This window comes from Pedobacter nototheniae (assembly GCF_032678625.1).
Lineage (GTDB): Bacteria > Bacteroidota > Bacteroidia > Sphingobacteriales > Sphingobacteriaceae > Pedobacter > Pedobacter nototheniae_A.
On the sequence record NZ_JAVTSO010000004.1, the window covers coordinates 217,319 to 233,917 of the forward strand.

Genomic DNA, 16,599 nt, shown 5'->3' on the forward strand with positions numbered 1-16,599 from the left:
TAACTAATTATTTCAAGAAACCAGGTTATCACAACTTAATCATCAAAACCAGTAAATCTTGTATTTTTATATAAAATTTCGAAAGTACTTTTCCCTTTAGGAATATGAAGGTAGAGTTTATAAAATTTAGTTGAAAGTTCACCGCCTGACAATTGAGCTTCGCCCCAAATAGGGCTTCGGTTTTTAAGTTTTGCATCCTCACTTGTTTGTTCTAAGCAAACAATTTTGCCATTACCATACAAACGCATTCGGTGGTTTTCCAATGGTTTTAACTTGAATTCAGGGATTAAGAAATAAAATTTATCTGCATCCTCTATTGCTTCCAAATCTTCCTGATGAACATATGATGATACAATTTCGTCTACATCGCTTTTAAAACCCAATCTAAAATAATCGTCCATTTTTTTGCCTTTAATCAAATTCCAGTAATACCGGTAGGCTTCTTCAGTTTTCTTGAGAAGTAATTTTTGGTCTAACTTGCTCAAGTCTTCACTATCCGCCAATGTTGATAAAGTATAAGGCACTTCTGCTTCAAACGGTACTGTATATTCGTAATAATCTTTTCCGGCCTCTATAAAAGTTTTTCCATCAGTTTTAGTGGCTGATGTATGTTTGAGCACCACTTGCTGGTTTTTAAAAGCGGTTATCCTATCGGTTTCTTTACGGCCAACCAATTCAATTTTTATGTATGTATTTTCTGTTAAATGCTTAAACTCTTCGCCAATAGCCGCCGAATGTTGTGGGTACAAACGATAGGTAAGCAATTGCTTGCCAGATTGATTGATATAGGAATTTAAACAAACAGGTGTTATAACAGATGATTCCTCAAAACGTCTGTAAACAGGCACATCATTTACCAAAATTTCATAAAAACATTGGTTTGACCTTATAGAAAAATAATATTCGGTTCCTGTTGAAGGCTTAATAAATTTAATCTCTTTTTGTATATAGTTTTGTGCGGTAATTTTCTCCTGGTTAGATGCTGTAATGGGTGCTTCTTCATTGGATGAAGCTTTGCTACTTTCAGGTGCTTTTTGCCCACAACCCAGCTGACAAAAACTTAAAAGAAATATTAAAGCGATTAAATTTTTCATTTGTAACCGATACTTATTATAGAATCTCAAAGGTATCTTTTCCTTTAGGTATGTAGAGGTATAACTTAATAAAAGTCGCTTCCGTTCCTCCTTTTTCATTTTTACTTTTGCCCCAGATAGATGACTCCTTCTTCAACCTTAAATCATTACTGGTTTGCTCTAAACAGGCCACTTTACCATTGGCATACAATTGCAATTTATAGTTTTCGAGCGGTTCTAATTTAAAGGTTGCATCTTTTAAAAATGCCTGGTCTTCATTCTCTCCTTCCTTGATATCATCCACATCCCAATACTCAGATTTTATTTGAGCAATAGTATTTGCAAATGTTAGCCTGTAATAAGTTTCTATTTGCTTGTTCTTAATAATATTATAATAATATTGATAAGCAGCCTCCGTTTTTGCTAAAAGTACCTTTGGCTCTATCTTACTAAGGTCTTTACTTTCCTCCCAACCTTTCAACTCAAATGGTACTTTTGCCTCAAAAGCAAAGCTGTATTCATAATAATCTTTTCCATCTCCTATAAAAGATTTCCCATCTGCCTTGGTAGCCGCATGATGTGTGAGCAACAATTTTTGCTTATCGAAGCTATTTGCTGTATCGGCATTGTTGCGCACATATAATTTAACATCAAACTTGGTGTACGGAGTAAGTATATTAAACCCTTCGCCATATGTTCTCTTGGTTTGAGGGTACAAACGGTAGGTAATAATCTGTTTTCCAGAATGGTTAATATAGTTATTTAAAATAATGGGGGTCATGATTCCACCATCTTCGAAATAATGAAATACGGGTATATCATTAATCAATACCTGAAAAAAACACTGTTCGTGATTTACATAAATATAGTATAATGGCTCATCAGCATAACGCTTAATTGCTTTTATCTGGTTTTGTGAAGAGTTTTCAGCTGTTATTTTTTCCTTGTTAGAATCTGTAATGGGAGGTTTACCAACAATACTCTCCTTTGTATTACAGCTAAGTAATACGAAAGAAAAGAAACAAAAAAGCAGTATTCTCCCAATCATTTACTATAAAATTTCAAAGGTATCTTTTCCTTTAGGAATGTGGAGATAAAGTCTAGTAAAGTTCACTCTAGTTTCTCCCTCACTTGTTTTGTATTTACCCCAAATTGCCCATCTTTTTTTAAGTCGTAGATCCTCACTAATCTGTTCTAAACAAACAATTTTTCCATCTCCATATAATTTCATGCTATAATTCCCCAATGTTTCCAATTTAAAAGAAGGCTCATTAAAATCAAGTAATTCATCATTCATTCCATTTTTAATCAGATCTTCATCTAAATATTCCGAATTAATTTGTGAAATATTAGACGCAAAACCTAATCTGAAATAATCATCCTTCTTCATTTTATTTAAAATATCCCAAAAATATTGATACGCCATTTCTGTCTTCTTCAGCAGTTCTTTTTGATCGATCTTTCTTAAATCTTTACTATCGTCTAAGCTTTTTAATTCATAAGGGACTTTTGCTTCAAAAATAAAGCTAGACTCGTAATAATCTTTTCCATCTCCTATAAAAGATTTTCCATCTGCCTTTGTAGCCGCATGGTGAGTGAGCAATAATTTTTGCTTATCGAAGCTATTCGCCGTATCGGCGTTGTTGCGCACATATAATTTTACGTCAAATTTGGTGTAAGGCGTAAGTATATTAAACCCTTTGCCATATGTTCTTTTGGTTTGAGGATACAACCTATAAGTAATGGTTTGTTTACCAGAGTGACTAATATAGTTGTTTAAGATAATTGGCGACATAATACCGCCATCTTCGAAATAACGGAATACGGGTATATCATTAATCAATACCTGAAAAAAACACTGTTCGTGATTGACATAAATATAGTATAGTGGCTCATCAGCATAACGCTTAATTGCTTTGAGCTGGTTCTCCAGGGCATTTTCAGCTGTTATTTTTTCCTTGTTAGAATCTGTAATGGGAGGTTTAACAAAAGTACTCTTCTTTGTATTACAGCTAAGTAATACACAAGAAAAGAAACAAAAAAGTAGTATTCTCCCAATCATTTACTATAAAATTTCAAAGGTATCTTTTCCTTTAGGAATGTGAAGATATATCTTATTAAATCTTACCCTTGTTTCACCCTCGGCAGTTTTATATTTCCCCCAAATAGGTGTCTTATTTTTTAATCTTAAATCTTCACTTGTTTGTTCTAAACAAACAATTTTTCCATTTCCATATAGATGCATTTTATAATTGTTTAATGGCTCAAGTTTGAATGTGGCTTCATTAAATATAAATTTATCTTCTGATTCACTTTCTTTAAGAGCCTCTTGACTTATATAAGTTGCTGTTATCTCAGCTGCATTTCCTTTAAATATTAATCTAAAGTAATCATCCGATTTTTTATCCTTAATCAAATTCCAGTAATATTGATATGCTTTCTCAGTTTTAGTCAGCAATTCTTTTTGATCCATTTTACTAAGATCTTTACTATTTTCCCAACCATCTAATCGATAAGGAACGACCGCATCAAATGAAAGTGTGTATTCGTAATAATCTTTTCCATCTCCTATAAAAGATTTCCCATCTGCCTTTGTAGCCGCATGGTGGCTGAGCAATAATTTTTGCTTATCGAAACTATTTGTTGTATCGGCATTATTGTGCACGTATAATTTAACATCAAATTTGGTGTACGGAGTAAGTATATTAAACCCTTCGCCATAAGTTCTTTTGGTTTGAGGGCACAAACGATAGGTAATAGTCTGTTTACCAGAATGATAAATATAATTATTCAAAGTTATTGGTGTCATCATTGAGCCATCTTCAAAATATTGAAATCTTGGTATATCGTTTACCAGAACTTCAAAAAAGCACTGCTCATGATTAACGTATATATAGTATAAAGGTTCATTTGCAGATCGCTTAATAAATTTTAATTGCTCTTGAAAAAAATTCTGAGCGCTAATCTTTTCATTATTTGAGTCTGTAATAGGAGGTTTACCAACAGTACTATCCTTTGTATTACAGCTAAGAAATACAAAAGAAAAGAAACAAAAAACTAGTATTCTCCCAATCATTTACTATAAAATTTCAAAGGTATCTTTTCCTTTAGGAATGTGGAGATATAACTTAATAAAAGTTGCTTCCGTTCCTCCTTTTTCATTTTTACTTTTGCCCCAAATTGACTGCCTTTTCTGAAGCCTCAAATCTGCATTTGTTTGTTCTAAGCAAACCACCCTACCATTACCATACAATTGCAATTTATAGTTTTCGAGCGGTTCTAATTTAAAGGTTGCATCTTTTAAAAATGCCTGGTCTTCATTCTCTCCTTCCTTGATATCATCCACATCCCAATACTCAGATTTTATTTGAGCAATAGTATTTGCAAATGTTAGCCTGTAATAAGTTTCTATTTGCTTGTTCTTAATAATATTATAATAATATTGATAAGCAGCCTCCGTTTTTGCTAAAAGTACCTTTGGCTCTATCTTACTAAGGTCTTTACTTTCCTCCCAACCTTTCAACTCGAATGGTACTTTTGCTTCAAAAGTAAAGCTATACTCATAATAATCTTTCCCATCTGCTATAAAAGATTTCCCATCTGGCTTTGTGGCCGCGTGGTTTGTGAGCAGCAATTTTTGCTTTTCGAAGCTATTTGCTGTATCGGCATTGTTGCGCACATATAATTTTACGTCAAATTTGGTGTAAGGCGTAAGTATTTTAAATCCTTCGCCGTATGTTCTTTTGGTTTGAGGATACAACCTATAAGTAATGGTTTGTTTACCAGAGTGACTAATGTAGTTGTTTAGGACAATAGGGGTCATAATACCGCCATCTTCAAAATAGCGAAATACGGGTATATCATTAATCAATATCTGAAAAAAACACTGTTCGTGATTTACATAAAGATAATATAGTGGCTCATCAGCATAACGTTTCACTTCTTTTATCTGATATTGCAAAGTATTTTCAGCTGTTATTTTTTCCTTGTTCGAGTCTGTGATAGAGGGTATTGTATTATCCATAGAATTATTTTTTTGTTTGCATGCTCCCAAGCTAAAAAGGGTTAAGAGTATGATATACTTTGTTTTCATTATTGCGCTGTATTGTTTTTATAAAATAAGTTGACTTTCATAATTGTAAAAGTCTTGTCCTTAAATAGATGGAATTCTGTATCAATTAGATTGCTTTCTGAATCACTATCCCAATCTTCTTTTTCACGGCTACTTTTTTTAACCCCAAGCTTCACCTTCCCTTTAATCCCCGAAAAATAAATTTTGTCCTGATAAAAAAGCCCTTCAGTTTCATTGGCTCCATAGGTACGGGTGTGCACTAAATGAGACTCCAAAGCAGTTTCTAACATTGCATCGTACTGTGTATGGCTGTTTTTAAAAAAGGTTGAGGCTAAAAAAGGTGAAATCGGGATACAACCAACAACATGTATGCGGCCTTTTACCATTAATTCGGCTTCCATTTTTATTGATGTATCGCCAATTACTTTACCCGCACTATTGCTAAAGCCTTGTTTTAAACTATTTTTAATACTTACCGGCCCGGCAAATTGTTCGTGTGGCGCTGGCGAAGAAATTTTAATTTTATATTCCTGGTTAATACTCCCGCTAAACATAATTTTAATCTTCGCATCGTAACCTGCACGATCTAATAAGGTTTGCAAACCCTTGCCGATATTTCCTTCTGCCTGTTTCCGCCCAAAGTTTCTACCTGTTTTGTATATATTATCATTTAATGGATCACTCTCATCCATTTTTTCCTTTTTCAGGTCTTTAAAATCTTCGTTATATACATACTCTTCCTTACCTTCTTCATTTACCTTTTTTTCCTGGGTAAGCGCTCTTTGTATAATGTCTTTTAAAGTAAGTGTTTTTTCAAATTTAATGCCAATTACCGGATCGGCCTTTACATTAAATTCGGTAATATAATGTACTATGCCATCTTTATATTTTTCTAAATAAGTACCATAGGTAAAGGCTACCTTGGGGAATATAAAATCGAAACCTAACTCATTTACTTCCTTTTCTATTTTTTGGGCCTTTTTAAGCAAACGGACTGCCTTTTTTAACTTTGGCAGTTTAGCCGCAGCAGATTCGCCCATGGTAAGCACCGCAATAATCAGCTCAACAATCATTACAATAATGGTGAGGGTTAAAATCCCTTTTTCTACCAAGTCTCTATTGTTGTCTGTGTAGTTGGTTAGTTTACTAAACTTACCGCCACTATAGTTCCATTTTTTAGCGTAACCTATGCCATACATTTCTGCTTCTGATACGAAAAAATCAATGGCGAGATTGGTAAGCATTACGTAAGCTTCTCCCATTGGAAAATACTTAAGTACGCTGAGGTATAAATCGATATAATGTTTAGCCCTTTCGTGCAGCCCTTTAATGCCTTTAATTACCGATATGGGCTCGGGTTTGCCACGGTATACAATCGGGTAATCGCCATCAAAATCGTAGGTAGCCTGTAAAATCCATAGGGCATCGGTAAAGGCATTAACAACCAAAGTGGCTTTTTTTGGGTTTGGAAAGTAGGCGCAAGAGTGGATGCCCAGTTCATATCTATTGGGCTTTAATCCCAATGCAGATGGAAACATATCGCCTTCAAAAGAAAATATTTTTAAACTTCCTTTTTCGCCATTAAGCGGAATTTTATAATTAGGTTCAAAATTATTGAAGTTGACTAAAACATTACTGTCAATCTGGGTATGGTCGTGCTGCTGTTTTTTATCGTTCCCCATCATGCAACCGTCTGTTACATACTTTTTCACAAAAACGGCAAGGTCAACTGGTTCTTCTACATTTGGAGTTATGGTGTTATAAAAAACAGTATTTGCATTATTTACATTAAATGTAAGTACTGTTTTACGATTTATTTTATGTATTGGTCTATCTTCATTGGTAATATAATCAAACTGCTTTGCTTTGCTTTCGCCATAAGGGTAAACAGATAGCTTGTTTTTAACACCATGCGTTAAAAAATAGCTTAAGATAGCATTTGCTCGTTTCTCTGTTAAATCATAGTTATACTTATTATCTTTCCTAATATCTGCGTAAGATTCTATAGATACAGGTACCTGCGAGTTTATTTTAAGATACTTTACAACGTTATCAAGCATTTTCTTATTAGCCGCAGGCACTTCATATTGATCTGTATCATAGAAAATATTTAAACCAAAAGAAAATGGTTTCTGCGAAAAGCCTGTTGCAACTGGCTTATTTTGATCAAATACCGTTATAAATGTTTCCCTATCGTGGATATTAATTTGAGCAAATGAACAAAGATCATATTTAATAGGCTGTTTTTCTTCCTCGCCTATGGTAATTACCTTATTGCCTTTTGGCAATGGAACAACCTTGGTAATTAATTTGCCAAAACTATTTTTAATAAAAAGGTGGGTTGCATGTTTTAAATCGCCTTTCGGGGTGGTGTCTTTAACATACCCTGAAGCACCTTCTACTGTTAACATGATGTAAAACTGTTCGATGGGTTTTTCTGCACCAATTTCTTTTCTCCATTGGAGCACGTCGGCATAAGGAATATGCACATCTATTATACCGTTACTGCATGTTTCGGTATAGGTTTTTTTTATTTTCTGGTTGTCATCCCTAAATAAGTTAAACTCACAATTGTAAATATGAATGGTACAGTTATAGCCATTTAAACCTTCCACTTCTAAATGCAGGTGAAGCGGTACATTGTATTGGGTAGGGTTTCCGCCGTGGATTTGCTTATTATTTCCTTCAATATCTTCCCGCCAGTAAGAGCTTACTACGCGCCATGGGCTATAAGCGCGTACATATAAACCTGTACCGCCCGACAAATCTTTAAAGCCTGTTAAGCTGGCTTCTACATAATAAGAGACTTTGCCTGCATTGGATTTGGGGATGAATAAAGTATATGGTTTTGCAACAGAGCGGCCTTCTTTATAGTAATCTATTTTTCGATCTGCTGATTGCCTGATCCAGATAACTTCCTTCTTTTTATCAGCTTCAGTTGTACCTGGAAACCATTCGCCAACTACAAAACCTATAGTAGATCCTCCTTCTATAACAATAGAATAGTTTGGTTGCGATTTATCTTTATAAATCTTACCTTCTCCATTCCAAACAATTTTTTTTACACCTTTTTTAGCCATTGCTTTCCGTATTTTGCCATAAACTATCCATCAATAACACCACTTTCAACCACTTCGTCTTCTTTCATATCCTGGGCACTTACCATTGGATTCAAGCTCTTTTGTACCTCTTTATTTGTATTGTCAAAATTCTGCCCGCCCGGCTCTGCTGTTTGTCCGTGCTTAATAATTTTTATGCAATCTGTTCCACCAATCGGGCAGGTCGCTTTAGAATCTTCCAAAAGAATTTTCCCACCGTTATCCAGCACCGTACTTTCATAAAAAGCAGACCATTTAGTTACCGTTGCAACACAGGGCGAATTATTTTTTTTAGCACAACTACCGAATGTATTTTTTTCGAAAGTAGAACCTAAATCCTTATCTGTTGCAATTGGTTTTTTGCTTCCTTTATCGTCATTTGCATAATTTTTGGTATTAGTCAAAACCTTCAAATTATCGGGCTTTGTACCAAAATTGCACAAACAAGTGGCGCCCTGTACTACAATATGTTTTTCTGCCATAATGTTAATTTTTTTGCCGTTAAAACCACTTTTCCCAAAAGCTTGTTTTACCTGTATTTTTACGCCCATCAATAAACACCAAACTATCTACTTCAGAGGGCGATATGTTTGTTTGTACATTTCCTGTTTCAATTCCATCTCTCGTAAAAAGCTTAAAAACAATCCTTTTCTCGGTTAAGTCTTTACAGGTCCACTCTGCTATTATAATCTGAATGGCTTTGGAAGCGGCATTTAAAACATATCGTGCCTCATAATTTCCAGTCATTGAATTTTCTTCATCCTGAATCAATTCGCCCTGGTGATTTACTTCTACCGATCCAAAATGATTAGTATACTGATTTACTTTTTCAATTGTTTTATAACCAGACACCCAAGGTTGAAGAATGGGAAAATTTAAATACTCTTCTACGGTTAAGGTTTCAGTATAGTTTCTATAAATAGCCTGAAAATAAACCTTGATAAACCAGTCATCCCTAAAAATAAGCTGGATAAAATCATCATCTGCCAATCTTTCTTCCATCAAACCCAAATATTTTGAAACATACTCACCTTCAAAATAGTCGGTAATTTTTTCTTTTGCCTTAGGCCAGCGCTTTCTTATTTCGTTTATATTTTTAACACCTAAAAACCTACCCTCTTTATCGGTTTCTATGGTTAGCGGATAAAATATTTTACCGGCTTCATAAGCCAATTTATCTGCCACCAAATCAGGTTCTAATTCATTAATATAAACAGGGCCGGTTCGCTCTATTTGATATGAAATGGTAGATTCTTCATTAATCCCCAAACAAGTTACTGCGAGCTCGTATTTAATTTCGTTCTCGGCAGAATTTTCCTGGGTTAATATGGTTAAACCATAATTTTTCCTTTCACCCTTCTTATTAAACTTAGAAGTTAGTCCATGGTTACCCGTAAACTGAACTGGTAAACCCGTCTTTTTATTTTCTAAGGCTACAAATGCCTTCTGCTCTTCCGGAGCAGCGGATTCATCTGACAAAAGGCTTCTATAATTCATATCCGATCAGAATTATTAATAGGTTACTCTGGTTCTGTTTGGTGCCGGATCCATTCCTACTCCATCATACTCAGCAGACCAATGAAGGTATTCGTTTCTTAACTTTCTGAGGTCGCTTTGCTCAGTCAACTCTCTTTGATAGTCGGCAAAACGCTGTTCAGGTACCTTTGCGCCCTTATACTTTGCATGTATATCTTTATAGGGTTTAAAAACATACGGCCGAACGTTTTTATGTATAGAATCCTGAAGTTTTTTCTTTACCCTAACCAATAATGGATCGGCGGATATTACATACTTTTGATTTTCGAGCAACTCTTTGTTAATTGGAAACTTTTCTTCAAATTCCAAAGCATATTCAATCATCAGGTGCAAAGGGATGTAACTATAGGTGTTTTTCAGATCTCTTGTTCCCGAAAGTTTTCCCCAAAAATCGTGTACGGTTAACTGCTGATCAGTGAACCATCCCTCGGCAACTAATCTGTTTTTTTCTTTGATTAAATCTTGTTCTGACCCATCCAAAATTTCATCAACATTTTCAACACCGTTTGGATAACTACCGCCAATATCACAATGTACGCCAGGCAAACTTTTCTCTAATCCTACCCTTGTATTGGTTAAGGCAAAATTTTCACGATGTTCATTTTCTGCAGTCAGGTGAAAAACGCATTTTGCTTTATCAATATTATTAAGGCTTAAATCAGTTATATCGTTGGTAAAATCGTGGTTTAAAGCGGCTGTTGATACCATAGAGGTGGCCCTTGGTTCGTAAGAGGAAACGGTATCGTAAATTCCAAGGAAACGAACTTCCAGTCGTTTTACAATTATTCCAGCATCTCTAAATAAACCACCTAAAAAGCCATGTTCAGGAATTGTGATTACAGCAGGATTGGCTTTATTGTTATTACTAATTTTTATTTCACTCCGCGTTACTTCTGCAACAAAATTTCTGGCTGCTGCTGCCCCACGGCTAAATCCAAAAACATCCAGTATTAATACAGAGATTTCTTTTCCCTTTGGCAAAAGTCCGGCTAATAGCCTGCAACCTTTTTCTACTTTACTTCTAACACCCGTTTCGCCTGTACCCAAAGCATAACCTAATGTATCATCACCGCCCTTATCAGTCGTACCTATTCCTTCTATATAAATTTTCCCTCTTCTATACCCCTCCAGCATTCGGGCAACGTTGCTATAGGTATTTTGATAACTACTTTTTTCGTCACCCTTACCATGTTTTTTATAAGCCGCAGCTTTAGCTATATCATTAGGATCTGTAGATTTATTTTTTTTATTGTATTCTTCACGACCTTCGGTATTTGTTTTATTGTTCCGTGTACCATCGAAGAACATTCCAAAACGATATTCCAGTCCCTTTTCTACTGGTCCGGGTGGTGCATAACCATTGAAACTAACGTTGGTTGCCATAATTTTTTATTTGGAATTCAATCTGTTTAACCGGTATTTTTAATGCTCCCTGCACCAAATCCAAAGTCAATTTTTTATTTTGAGGACTTATACTAATCAATAGCTCGGCTGGTAAAGCTTTATTTAACTGTTCTTTATAAATTTTATTGATTTCGTTAACGTCAAAATCGATAGGAATAGTTGTAGCCAAGCCGTTTTGCTGTAAAGTGGGCAAATAGTTTTTATCCTGAGTTATGACTACATCTGCCTCGTACCTGTTTTGTTCCTTATCGGTAAACATTACATTAAGCAAATAAGGTATAGCACGGCTTTGCTTTGCTAAAATATTATTTCCGTCTAAAATGTATTCTTTCTCCCCGTTACATAGCATAAAAGACCAGTTTGTTAAATTATAACCCGCTGGCAATGCAACTTTTGGTGTCCAATTGTATTTTTCCCGGTAAACGGCGGTAAAAAGTTCGGGTTTAGAATACCCTTTAGATTTAATTTTTGCCTGAACTTGTGGTTCAACAATCATGGTATCAGATAAAACATAATCCACGTATTTAATCGTAAACATGTGTTTTTCCTCATCGTTGAGTTTGGCGGTGTCAATTTTTGTTTCAACCCCCGTAAATTGGGCTACTTCTACCTGATTGCCCCCACCGGCAACCCATACCACAACATTACCCTTTGGCGCTATGCCAACCATAAAAGTATTATAGGTTTCTTTCTTTTTGGTGGTTTCATTAGTAAATCCTTCCTTAAATAATTTAAGGATTTTTTCTTTAGGAAGCTGAAATTGCCCGGTGTATACTTTACGTTCTGCAAACGAAACCCAGGTAAGACCTACATAATCCGGCAATTCTTTAGTATCCGGGCCAGTCGAAATTGTTCCGCCGCCAAGCCCCCAACCAACCGCAATCGGACCCAAATGACTCAAGGTTTGTCCATAATTTTTTCCGGCAACTTCTCCCTGATAAACCTCCACAGGATATTCTTGAGGAGCAGATAATGTTGCCGTCCAATCAAATTTTTCTTCCATATTTTGTCCATTACAACTTACTACTGTTGTTGCAAACAAAAGCAGTAGCAGGTATAAATTATTTTTTAAAATCATGCTTTCCCTCCTCTGCCCACGATTCTCTTGTTGCAGGCTAAAACTAAATTGTTATGCATGGCTTCTATATTAACCTTATCTGCTTTTTTTTCTAATTTATTGTCTACCTGCAAAGAATAGGTCGAATTAACCTTTAAAGACATGTTGGTACATCGTTTTAGAATAGCCATGGCTTAAAACATTTTAGATTTCTCAGCACTATTAACTTCAACGATTTTCCCACTTTGCAGTGTCATATTTTCTTTTTGGCTAAAAACGCTTATTTCACTGGCCAATTCATTGGAGGTTTCAGACTGGCGCAAAAAATCCTTACTTACAATTTCTGTGCGATTATCTGAGTTTTCTTCAATATTACCTGTGGCCGCCAATGAATAGTTATTACCTGCAGTGGTGGCAATATCTTTACCTACTGACACGGTTTGGTTTGTACCTACATTAACAGACTGATCTTTTCCAACCTGAACACCCATATTTTCTGTAACGTTAATCTGCATATTTTTGCAATTCAACGTCATGTTTTCCAGTGCAGTAATGGTAATATTATTTCCTTTGGTATCAATATGGATAATATTTGAATTAATATCTGTAATTTTTATACCCTGCGATCCTGGGTCATCATCAAATTCAATTAAATGGCCACTTCGGGTAGTTAAACTTTTTAAATGGTTTTTAATCTGCGGGCTGCTATCCACATTGCTGCTGTTATAAACACTGCCCATTACAACAGGTCTCGCAACATTACCTTCTTCAAAACCGATTACAACTTGGTCACCAATTTCAGGTACTGCAAAAAAACCTCTGTTCGAGCCCCTGTCGCCTATACCCGCATTAGGTGTTACAACCCTTAACCATTCGGTTACATCGTTGGTCATGCATTCCCATTTAAATTTCACCTTTATGCGGCCCTGCTGGTCGGGATCCTGATGATCAACCACATCGGCAAGCTGCATTTCAGGGCTGGGTTTTTTATAATTTTTAACCAATAACCTTTCCGTGGTCGAAACAAGACCTTCGAAACTATTATGGTATCGGCCTAAACCGTCTATTTCATGATGAATATTGGTAATTAAAAACTTACCAAGGCTTTGTGTATTAAAGGCTGCCTCTTTCCTTAAACTCATGCTAATTTCGGCAATACTACCAATGCTTAATGTAGCATTATCTCCAGTTGCTTTAATTTTTAAAAGCTCACTGATGTTGGCTTTTTCCTCATTATCAACATAACTTTTAATGTCGTTACTGTTGTCTAACCTGATGGATGATGGCTGGTTGAATGTTTTACTGTACACCTGATTTGAAGCCTGAACTACATGAGTAAGGTCCTGAGAACCAGATGTTTTGCCATTGCTCTGGCTTAACAACATCTCATCTCCTTTCGGGTTGTAAGAAAATCGCTTGTTTTTAATTGGGGCAACTTCCATGGCATATTGAAGATTATTTACATCTCTGCCATAAAATAATGAAACCTCTTTTTGGTCATCGGGTTTTCCGAAGCGAAGTTGAGTGCCATCGTAGTAAAACCACTCAAAATACTCTCCTGAAAGCCTGTTTAAAAATTCAAAATCACTTTCACGGTATTGAATTACATAATCAATTGGTGAGGTTCGGCTTGCTTTACTTACAATGGTTAGATCATTTTCGGCGGTATCTTTACAAGCCAATTTTACGATATCATCCAGTGTTTTATCCAGGTAAGAGCCCAAATCAGCTCCACGATCAATTAAAATTGTTGGACTATAGCCGCTTACCACCAATACACCATGGTAACCATGTTGTTGAGATAGCTCTACCTTAGTTACAATGCCTACAAAGTTTTGAAGTTTATCATTGGCATGGCCAAAGGATGCGGAAAATGTTTTACCTACAAAATCACGGCTTTCATCAAGGGTAATAAGACCTGGCGATCCCATTTGATCGTGGTTGAAGCGCAATTCGAAATAGTGGTGATCGTTAAAGGTTTGTTTAAGACTTAAAGAACTAAAATGCTTTATTGTCTTATTCTCTATGTTGATATCGGTAATCAGTTTCAGTTCCATAATAGATTATTTTCTATTTTCCGAAGTTATAGATGTGGTTCATAACTTGTGGAAAATGTAAGCCCTTTCACTTATCTGTAATTACGAATTAACGCGATCAGCACCATAGAATAACCCATAATTTTTTAAACCGCCGGTAGGGCAATTTGGTAGAGAAATGACGTTTGGAAAGCCGAAAGCATTAAAATAAAATATTTTAGCGTTAATACTTATCAGAATGCTAAAAAGCAAAATTATTTTTTTTAGATAAACAAGGGAAATCCTGAATAAAGGATTTCCCTTGTTAAAAATTTTAGCCTTTTGGCCAGTCGTTCTCATGCATGGCGTTGCCAAGCTTAAGTTTACGTGCTGATACCACAAAGCTCAGTGTCATTGGAGTATTGTCGTTAACCGCAATTCCTTCATTGTACTGGATGATGTAACCGTCTTCGAAAGAAAGCTCTTTCATTTTGGCATCTTCCTCGCCTTTTTTGAAAACGATTGTACCTGATTGTGGTTTATACTGATTATTTACCATTGATTCTATTACTGAAGTATCTTCAGTAGATTCAATTTCGATGTTAATGGTACCACCGTAAACACCTGATGACGGGCGCCCTTTAGCGTCTACATCTCTGTTTAATGAAAAGCTGCACTGTAGGACGTCAAATTCTTTTGACCCTAACGTTAATCTGGTTTTAAATGCCATTGTAATAAGTTTTTAATGTTGAAAAAAGAATAATTTGTTTCGACTTTGGCGTGGGCATGTCTGAAATCAATTTCAAATGCCACCACTTAACCGCAGTCTTCTCTAAGTGGTTGTTGGCCAATCGTTACGATGCTCTGCATTTCCGAGTTTCAGCATTCTGGCCGAGATCTGGAATTTAAGTGTCATCGGATGATCGCCCACAATGTTTATTCCTTCGGAATATTTAACAATGTAGCCATCCTCGAAATTAACTTCTTTCATTTTGGCATCTTCTTCGGTCTTCTTAATCAAAAGCGTTCCGGTTATGGGTTTGTATTGGTTGTTTACCATTGCCTCGATAATTGAGGTGTCTTCTGTTGATTCGATCTCAACATCAATGGTTCCGCCGTAAACTCCGGAAGAGGGTCTTCCTTTAGCGTCTACATCACGACTTAGCGCATAGGCACAATGAAGCACATCGTACTCCTTGCCTGAAAAATTTAATCTAGCTTTGAAAGCCATAGTTTTAAAATTTAAAGGTGAAAAAATTTGGTTATTAATAGTAAGCCTACTGAAATAGAATAACGAAATATTATGCCAAAAGTTTTATTTCGATTCCGCTTTGATAGAAAAGAATAGTGATCATAATTAAAATTACCTCATAAATCGCGTTTACGATAAATGACTGATATATATTAACTTAAAAAATCAATGTAACTTTTTTGTTTCTTTTCCTGCTGCAATATACCAGCTACTGTACTATCTTATGTACCGAGACACCGTCTAACTTAATGGTCAGAAAAATTATAAAAATTGATACACAAAGAAGGCCACGGCCATATCAACTGAAAAATATGGAACCCCAAAATTATTTTTTCACAGAAATGAGAGAAAAAATATTTCCTACACCTAAAAAAGCTAAATGATATAGGACAATTATTGTGGAATTATTCCACAAAGTGCAGCAAAAAAGGGCATTAACCTATTGCTCAAAATTAAATTATATCAGTTGAGCGCCGAATTTTTTCATTTTCGCCACCCATTTTTGGCTATAATGATTTTCAAGAGAATGTAATTCTCCTATGGTGTTTGTTAACACAGGATTGATGTGACATTTCTCGAAAACATTTTTCTTAATAGAAAGATAGGTTGTTTTCTTATTAACTTTCCAGTCTTTGAAGGTTGCTTCGTCCAGAATGGATACAATACGTCCGGATTTCCCACTAAAATTATTATCTATACTTTGATTCCTGGTTTTGAAAATCTGATCAGGCATAAACAAGCGGTCAAAAAAGCCCTTGATTTTTGTAGGGATATGATCTACATAAACCGGGCAAAATAACACAACGTGATTGCTTTGCCTGATGGCATTTAGTGCCTTTTGCAAATCAGGTTCAAGTTCGGCTATTTGCCTGTTGTTAAAAAGTTTATTTGCATTAAAGATCAGGTCGGTAATTGCAATTTCCCTAACCGTGGCACCAACACTTTCAGCCCCGCTTTTATAAGTGTTGATTAAAAAATCTGTCGATACCGTCTTTTCTATATCCCCATTCAGGATAAGTACTTGCTTCATTTATGGTTTGGTATTAGCTATTGAGGCGGTAAATGTGTTACAAAATTATAAAGATTTTGTTA

15 protein-coding genes are annotated in these 16,599 nt (G+C 35.5%); all 15 read right to left on the reverse strand.

All coding sequences use genetic code 11. From position 1 onward, the window contains the following. Positions 1-35: 35 nt before the first annotated feature. The 15 genes from R2Q77_RS13695 to R2Q77_RS13765 all read right to left on the reverse strand — a co-directional run bounded on the left by R2Q77_RS13695 (position 36) and on the right by R2Q77_RS13765 (position 16,537). Positions 36-1,094 carry a hypothetical protein gene (locus tag R2Q77_RS13695; protein ID WP_316804292.1) on the reverse strand — a complete coding sequence of 353 codons (1,059 nt, stop codon included), beginning with the start codon at positions 1,092-1,094 and terminating at the stop codon, positions 36-38. Positions 1,095-1,110: 16 nt separating this feature from the next. Then, the gene (locus R2Q77_RS13700; RefSeq protein ID WP_316804293.1) at positions 1,111-2,121 is read right to left on the reverse strand and encodes a hypothetical protein; all 1,011 of its coding nucleotides are present in this window, start codon (positions 2,119-2,121) and stop codon (positions 1,111-1,113) included. Between the two features lie 3 nt (positions 2,122-2,124). Then, a complete protein-coding gene (locus tag R2Q77_RS13705; protein ID WP_316804294.1) occupies positions 2,125-3,135 on the reverse strand; it encodes a hypothetical protein in 1,011 nt (336 codons plus the stop codon). A gap of 3 nt (positions 3,136-3,138) precedes the next feature. Then, positions 3,139-4,149, reverse strand: a complete 1,011-nt coding sequence (locus R2Q77_RS13710) for a hypothetical protein (RefSeq protein WP_316804295.1) — start codon at positions 4,147-4,149, stop codon at positions 3,139-3,141. 3 nt (positions 4,150-4,152) lie between these two features. Next, entirely contained in the window at positions 4,153-5,097 is a 945-nt protein-coding gene (locus tag R2Q77_RS13715; protein WP_316804296.1) for a hypothetical protein, read from the reverse strand. 68 nt (positions 5,098-5,165) lie between these two features. Continuing rightward, the gene (locus R2Q77_RS13720; RefSeq protein WP_316804297.1) at positions 5,166-8,225 is read right to left on the reverse strand and encodes an OmpA family protein; all 3,060 of its coding nucleotides are present in this window, start codon (positions 8,223-8,225) and stop codon (positions 5,166-5,168) included. 23 nt (positions 8,226-8,248) lie between these two features. Beyond that, a complete protein-coding gene (locus R2Q77_RS13725; protein ID WP_316804298.1) occupies positions 8,249-8,725 on the reverse strand; it encodes a DUF4280 domain-containing protein in 477 nt (158 codons plus the stop codon). Between the two features lie 19 nt (positions 8,726-8,744). Continuing rightward, the gene (locus R2Q77_RS13730; RefSeq protein WP_316804299.1) at positions 8,745-9,740 is read right to left on the reverse strand and encodes a hypothetical protein; all 996 of its coding nucleotides are present in this window, start codon (positions 9,738-9,740) and stop codon (positions 8,745-8,747) included. A 15-nt stretch (positions 9,741-9,755) separates the two neighbouring features. Then, the gene (locus tag R2Q77_RS13735; protein WP_316804300.1) at positions 9,756-11,162 is read right to left on the reverse strand and encodes a phospholipase effector Tle1 domain-containing protein; all 1,407 of its coding nucleotides are present in this window, start codon (positions 11,160-11,162) and stop codon (positions 9,756-9,758) included. Beyond that, a complete protein-coding gene (locus tag R2Q77_RS13740; RefSeq protein ID WP_316804301.1) occupies positions 11,146-12,186 on the reverse strand; it encodes a DUF2931 family protein in 1,041 nt (346 codons plus the stop codon). Before R2Q77_RS13740 ends, R2Q77_RS13735 begins: the two co-directional genes overlap by 17 nt. Before the next feature lie 71 nt (positions 12,187-12,257). Beyond that, positions 12,258-12,431, reverse strand: coding sequence for a hypothetical protein (locus tag R2Q77_RS13745; protein WP_316804302.1), 174 nt, complete (start codon positions 12,429-12,431; stop codon positions 12,258-12,260). Positions 12,432-12,434: 3 nt separating this feature from the next. Beyond that, complete coding sequence (locus R2Q77_RS13750) at positions 12,435-14,297, reverse strand: type VI secretion system Vgr family protein (RefSeq protein ID WP_316804303.1); 1,863 nt, start codon at positions 14,295-14,297, stop codon at positions 12,435-12,437. Positions 14,298-14,589: 292 nt separating this feature from the next. After that, the gene (tssD, locus tag R2Q77_RS13755) at positions 14,590-14,985 is read right to left on the reverse strand and encodes a type VI secretion system tube protein TssD (RefSeq protein ID WP_316804304.1); all 396 of its coding nucleotides are present in this window, start codon (positions 14,983-14,985) and stop codon (positions 14,590-14,592) included. Between the two features lie 102 nt (positions 14,986-15,087). Next, complete coding sequence (gene tssD / locus R2Q77_RS13760; RefSeq protein WP_316804305.1) at positions 15,088-15,486, reverse strand: type VI secretion system tube protein TssD; 399 nt, start codon at positions 15,484-15,486, stop codon at positions 15,088-15,090. A gap of 478 nt (positions 15,487-15,964) precedes the next feature. Next, a complete protein-coding gene (locus tag R2Q77_RS13765; RefSeq protein ID WP_316804306.1) occupies positions 15,965-16,537 on the reverse strand; it encodes an NAD(P)H-dependent oxidoreductase in 573 nt (190 codons plus the stop codon). Positions 16,538-16,599: the final 62 nt, after the last annotated feature.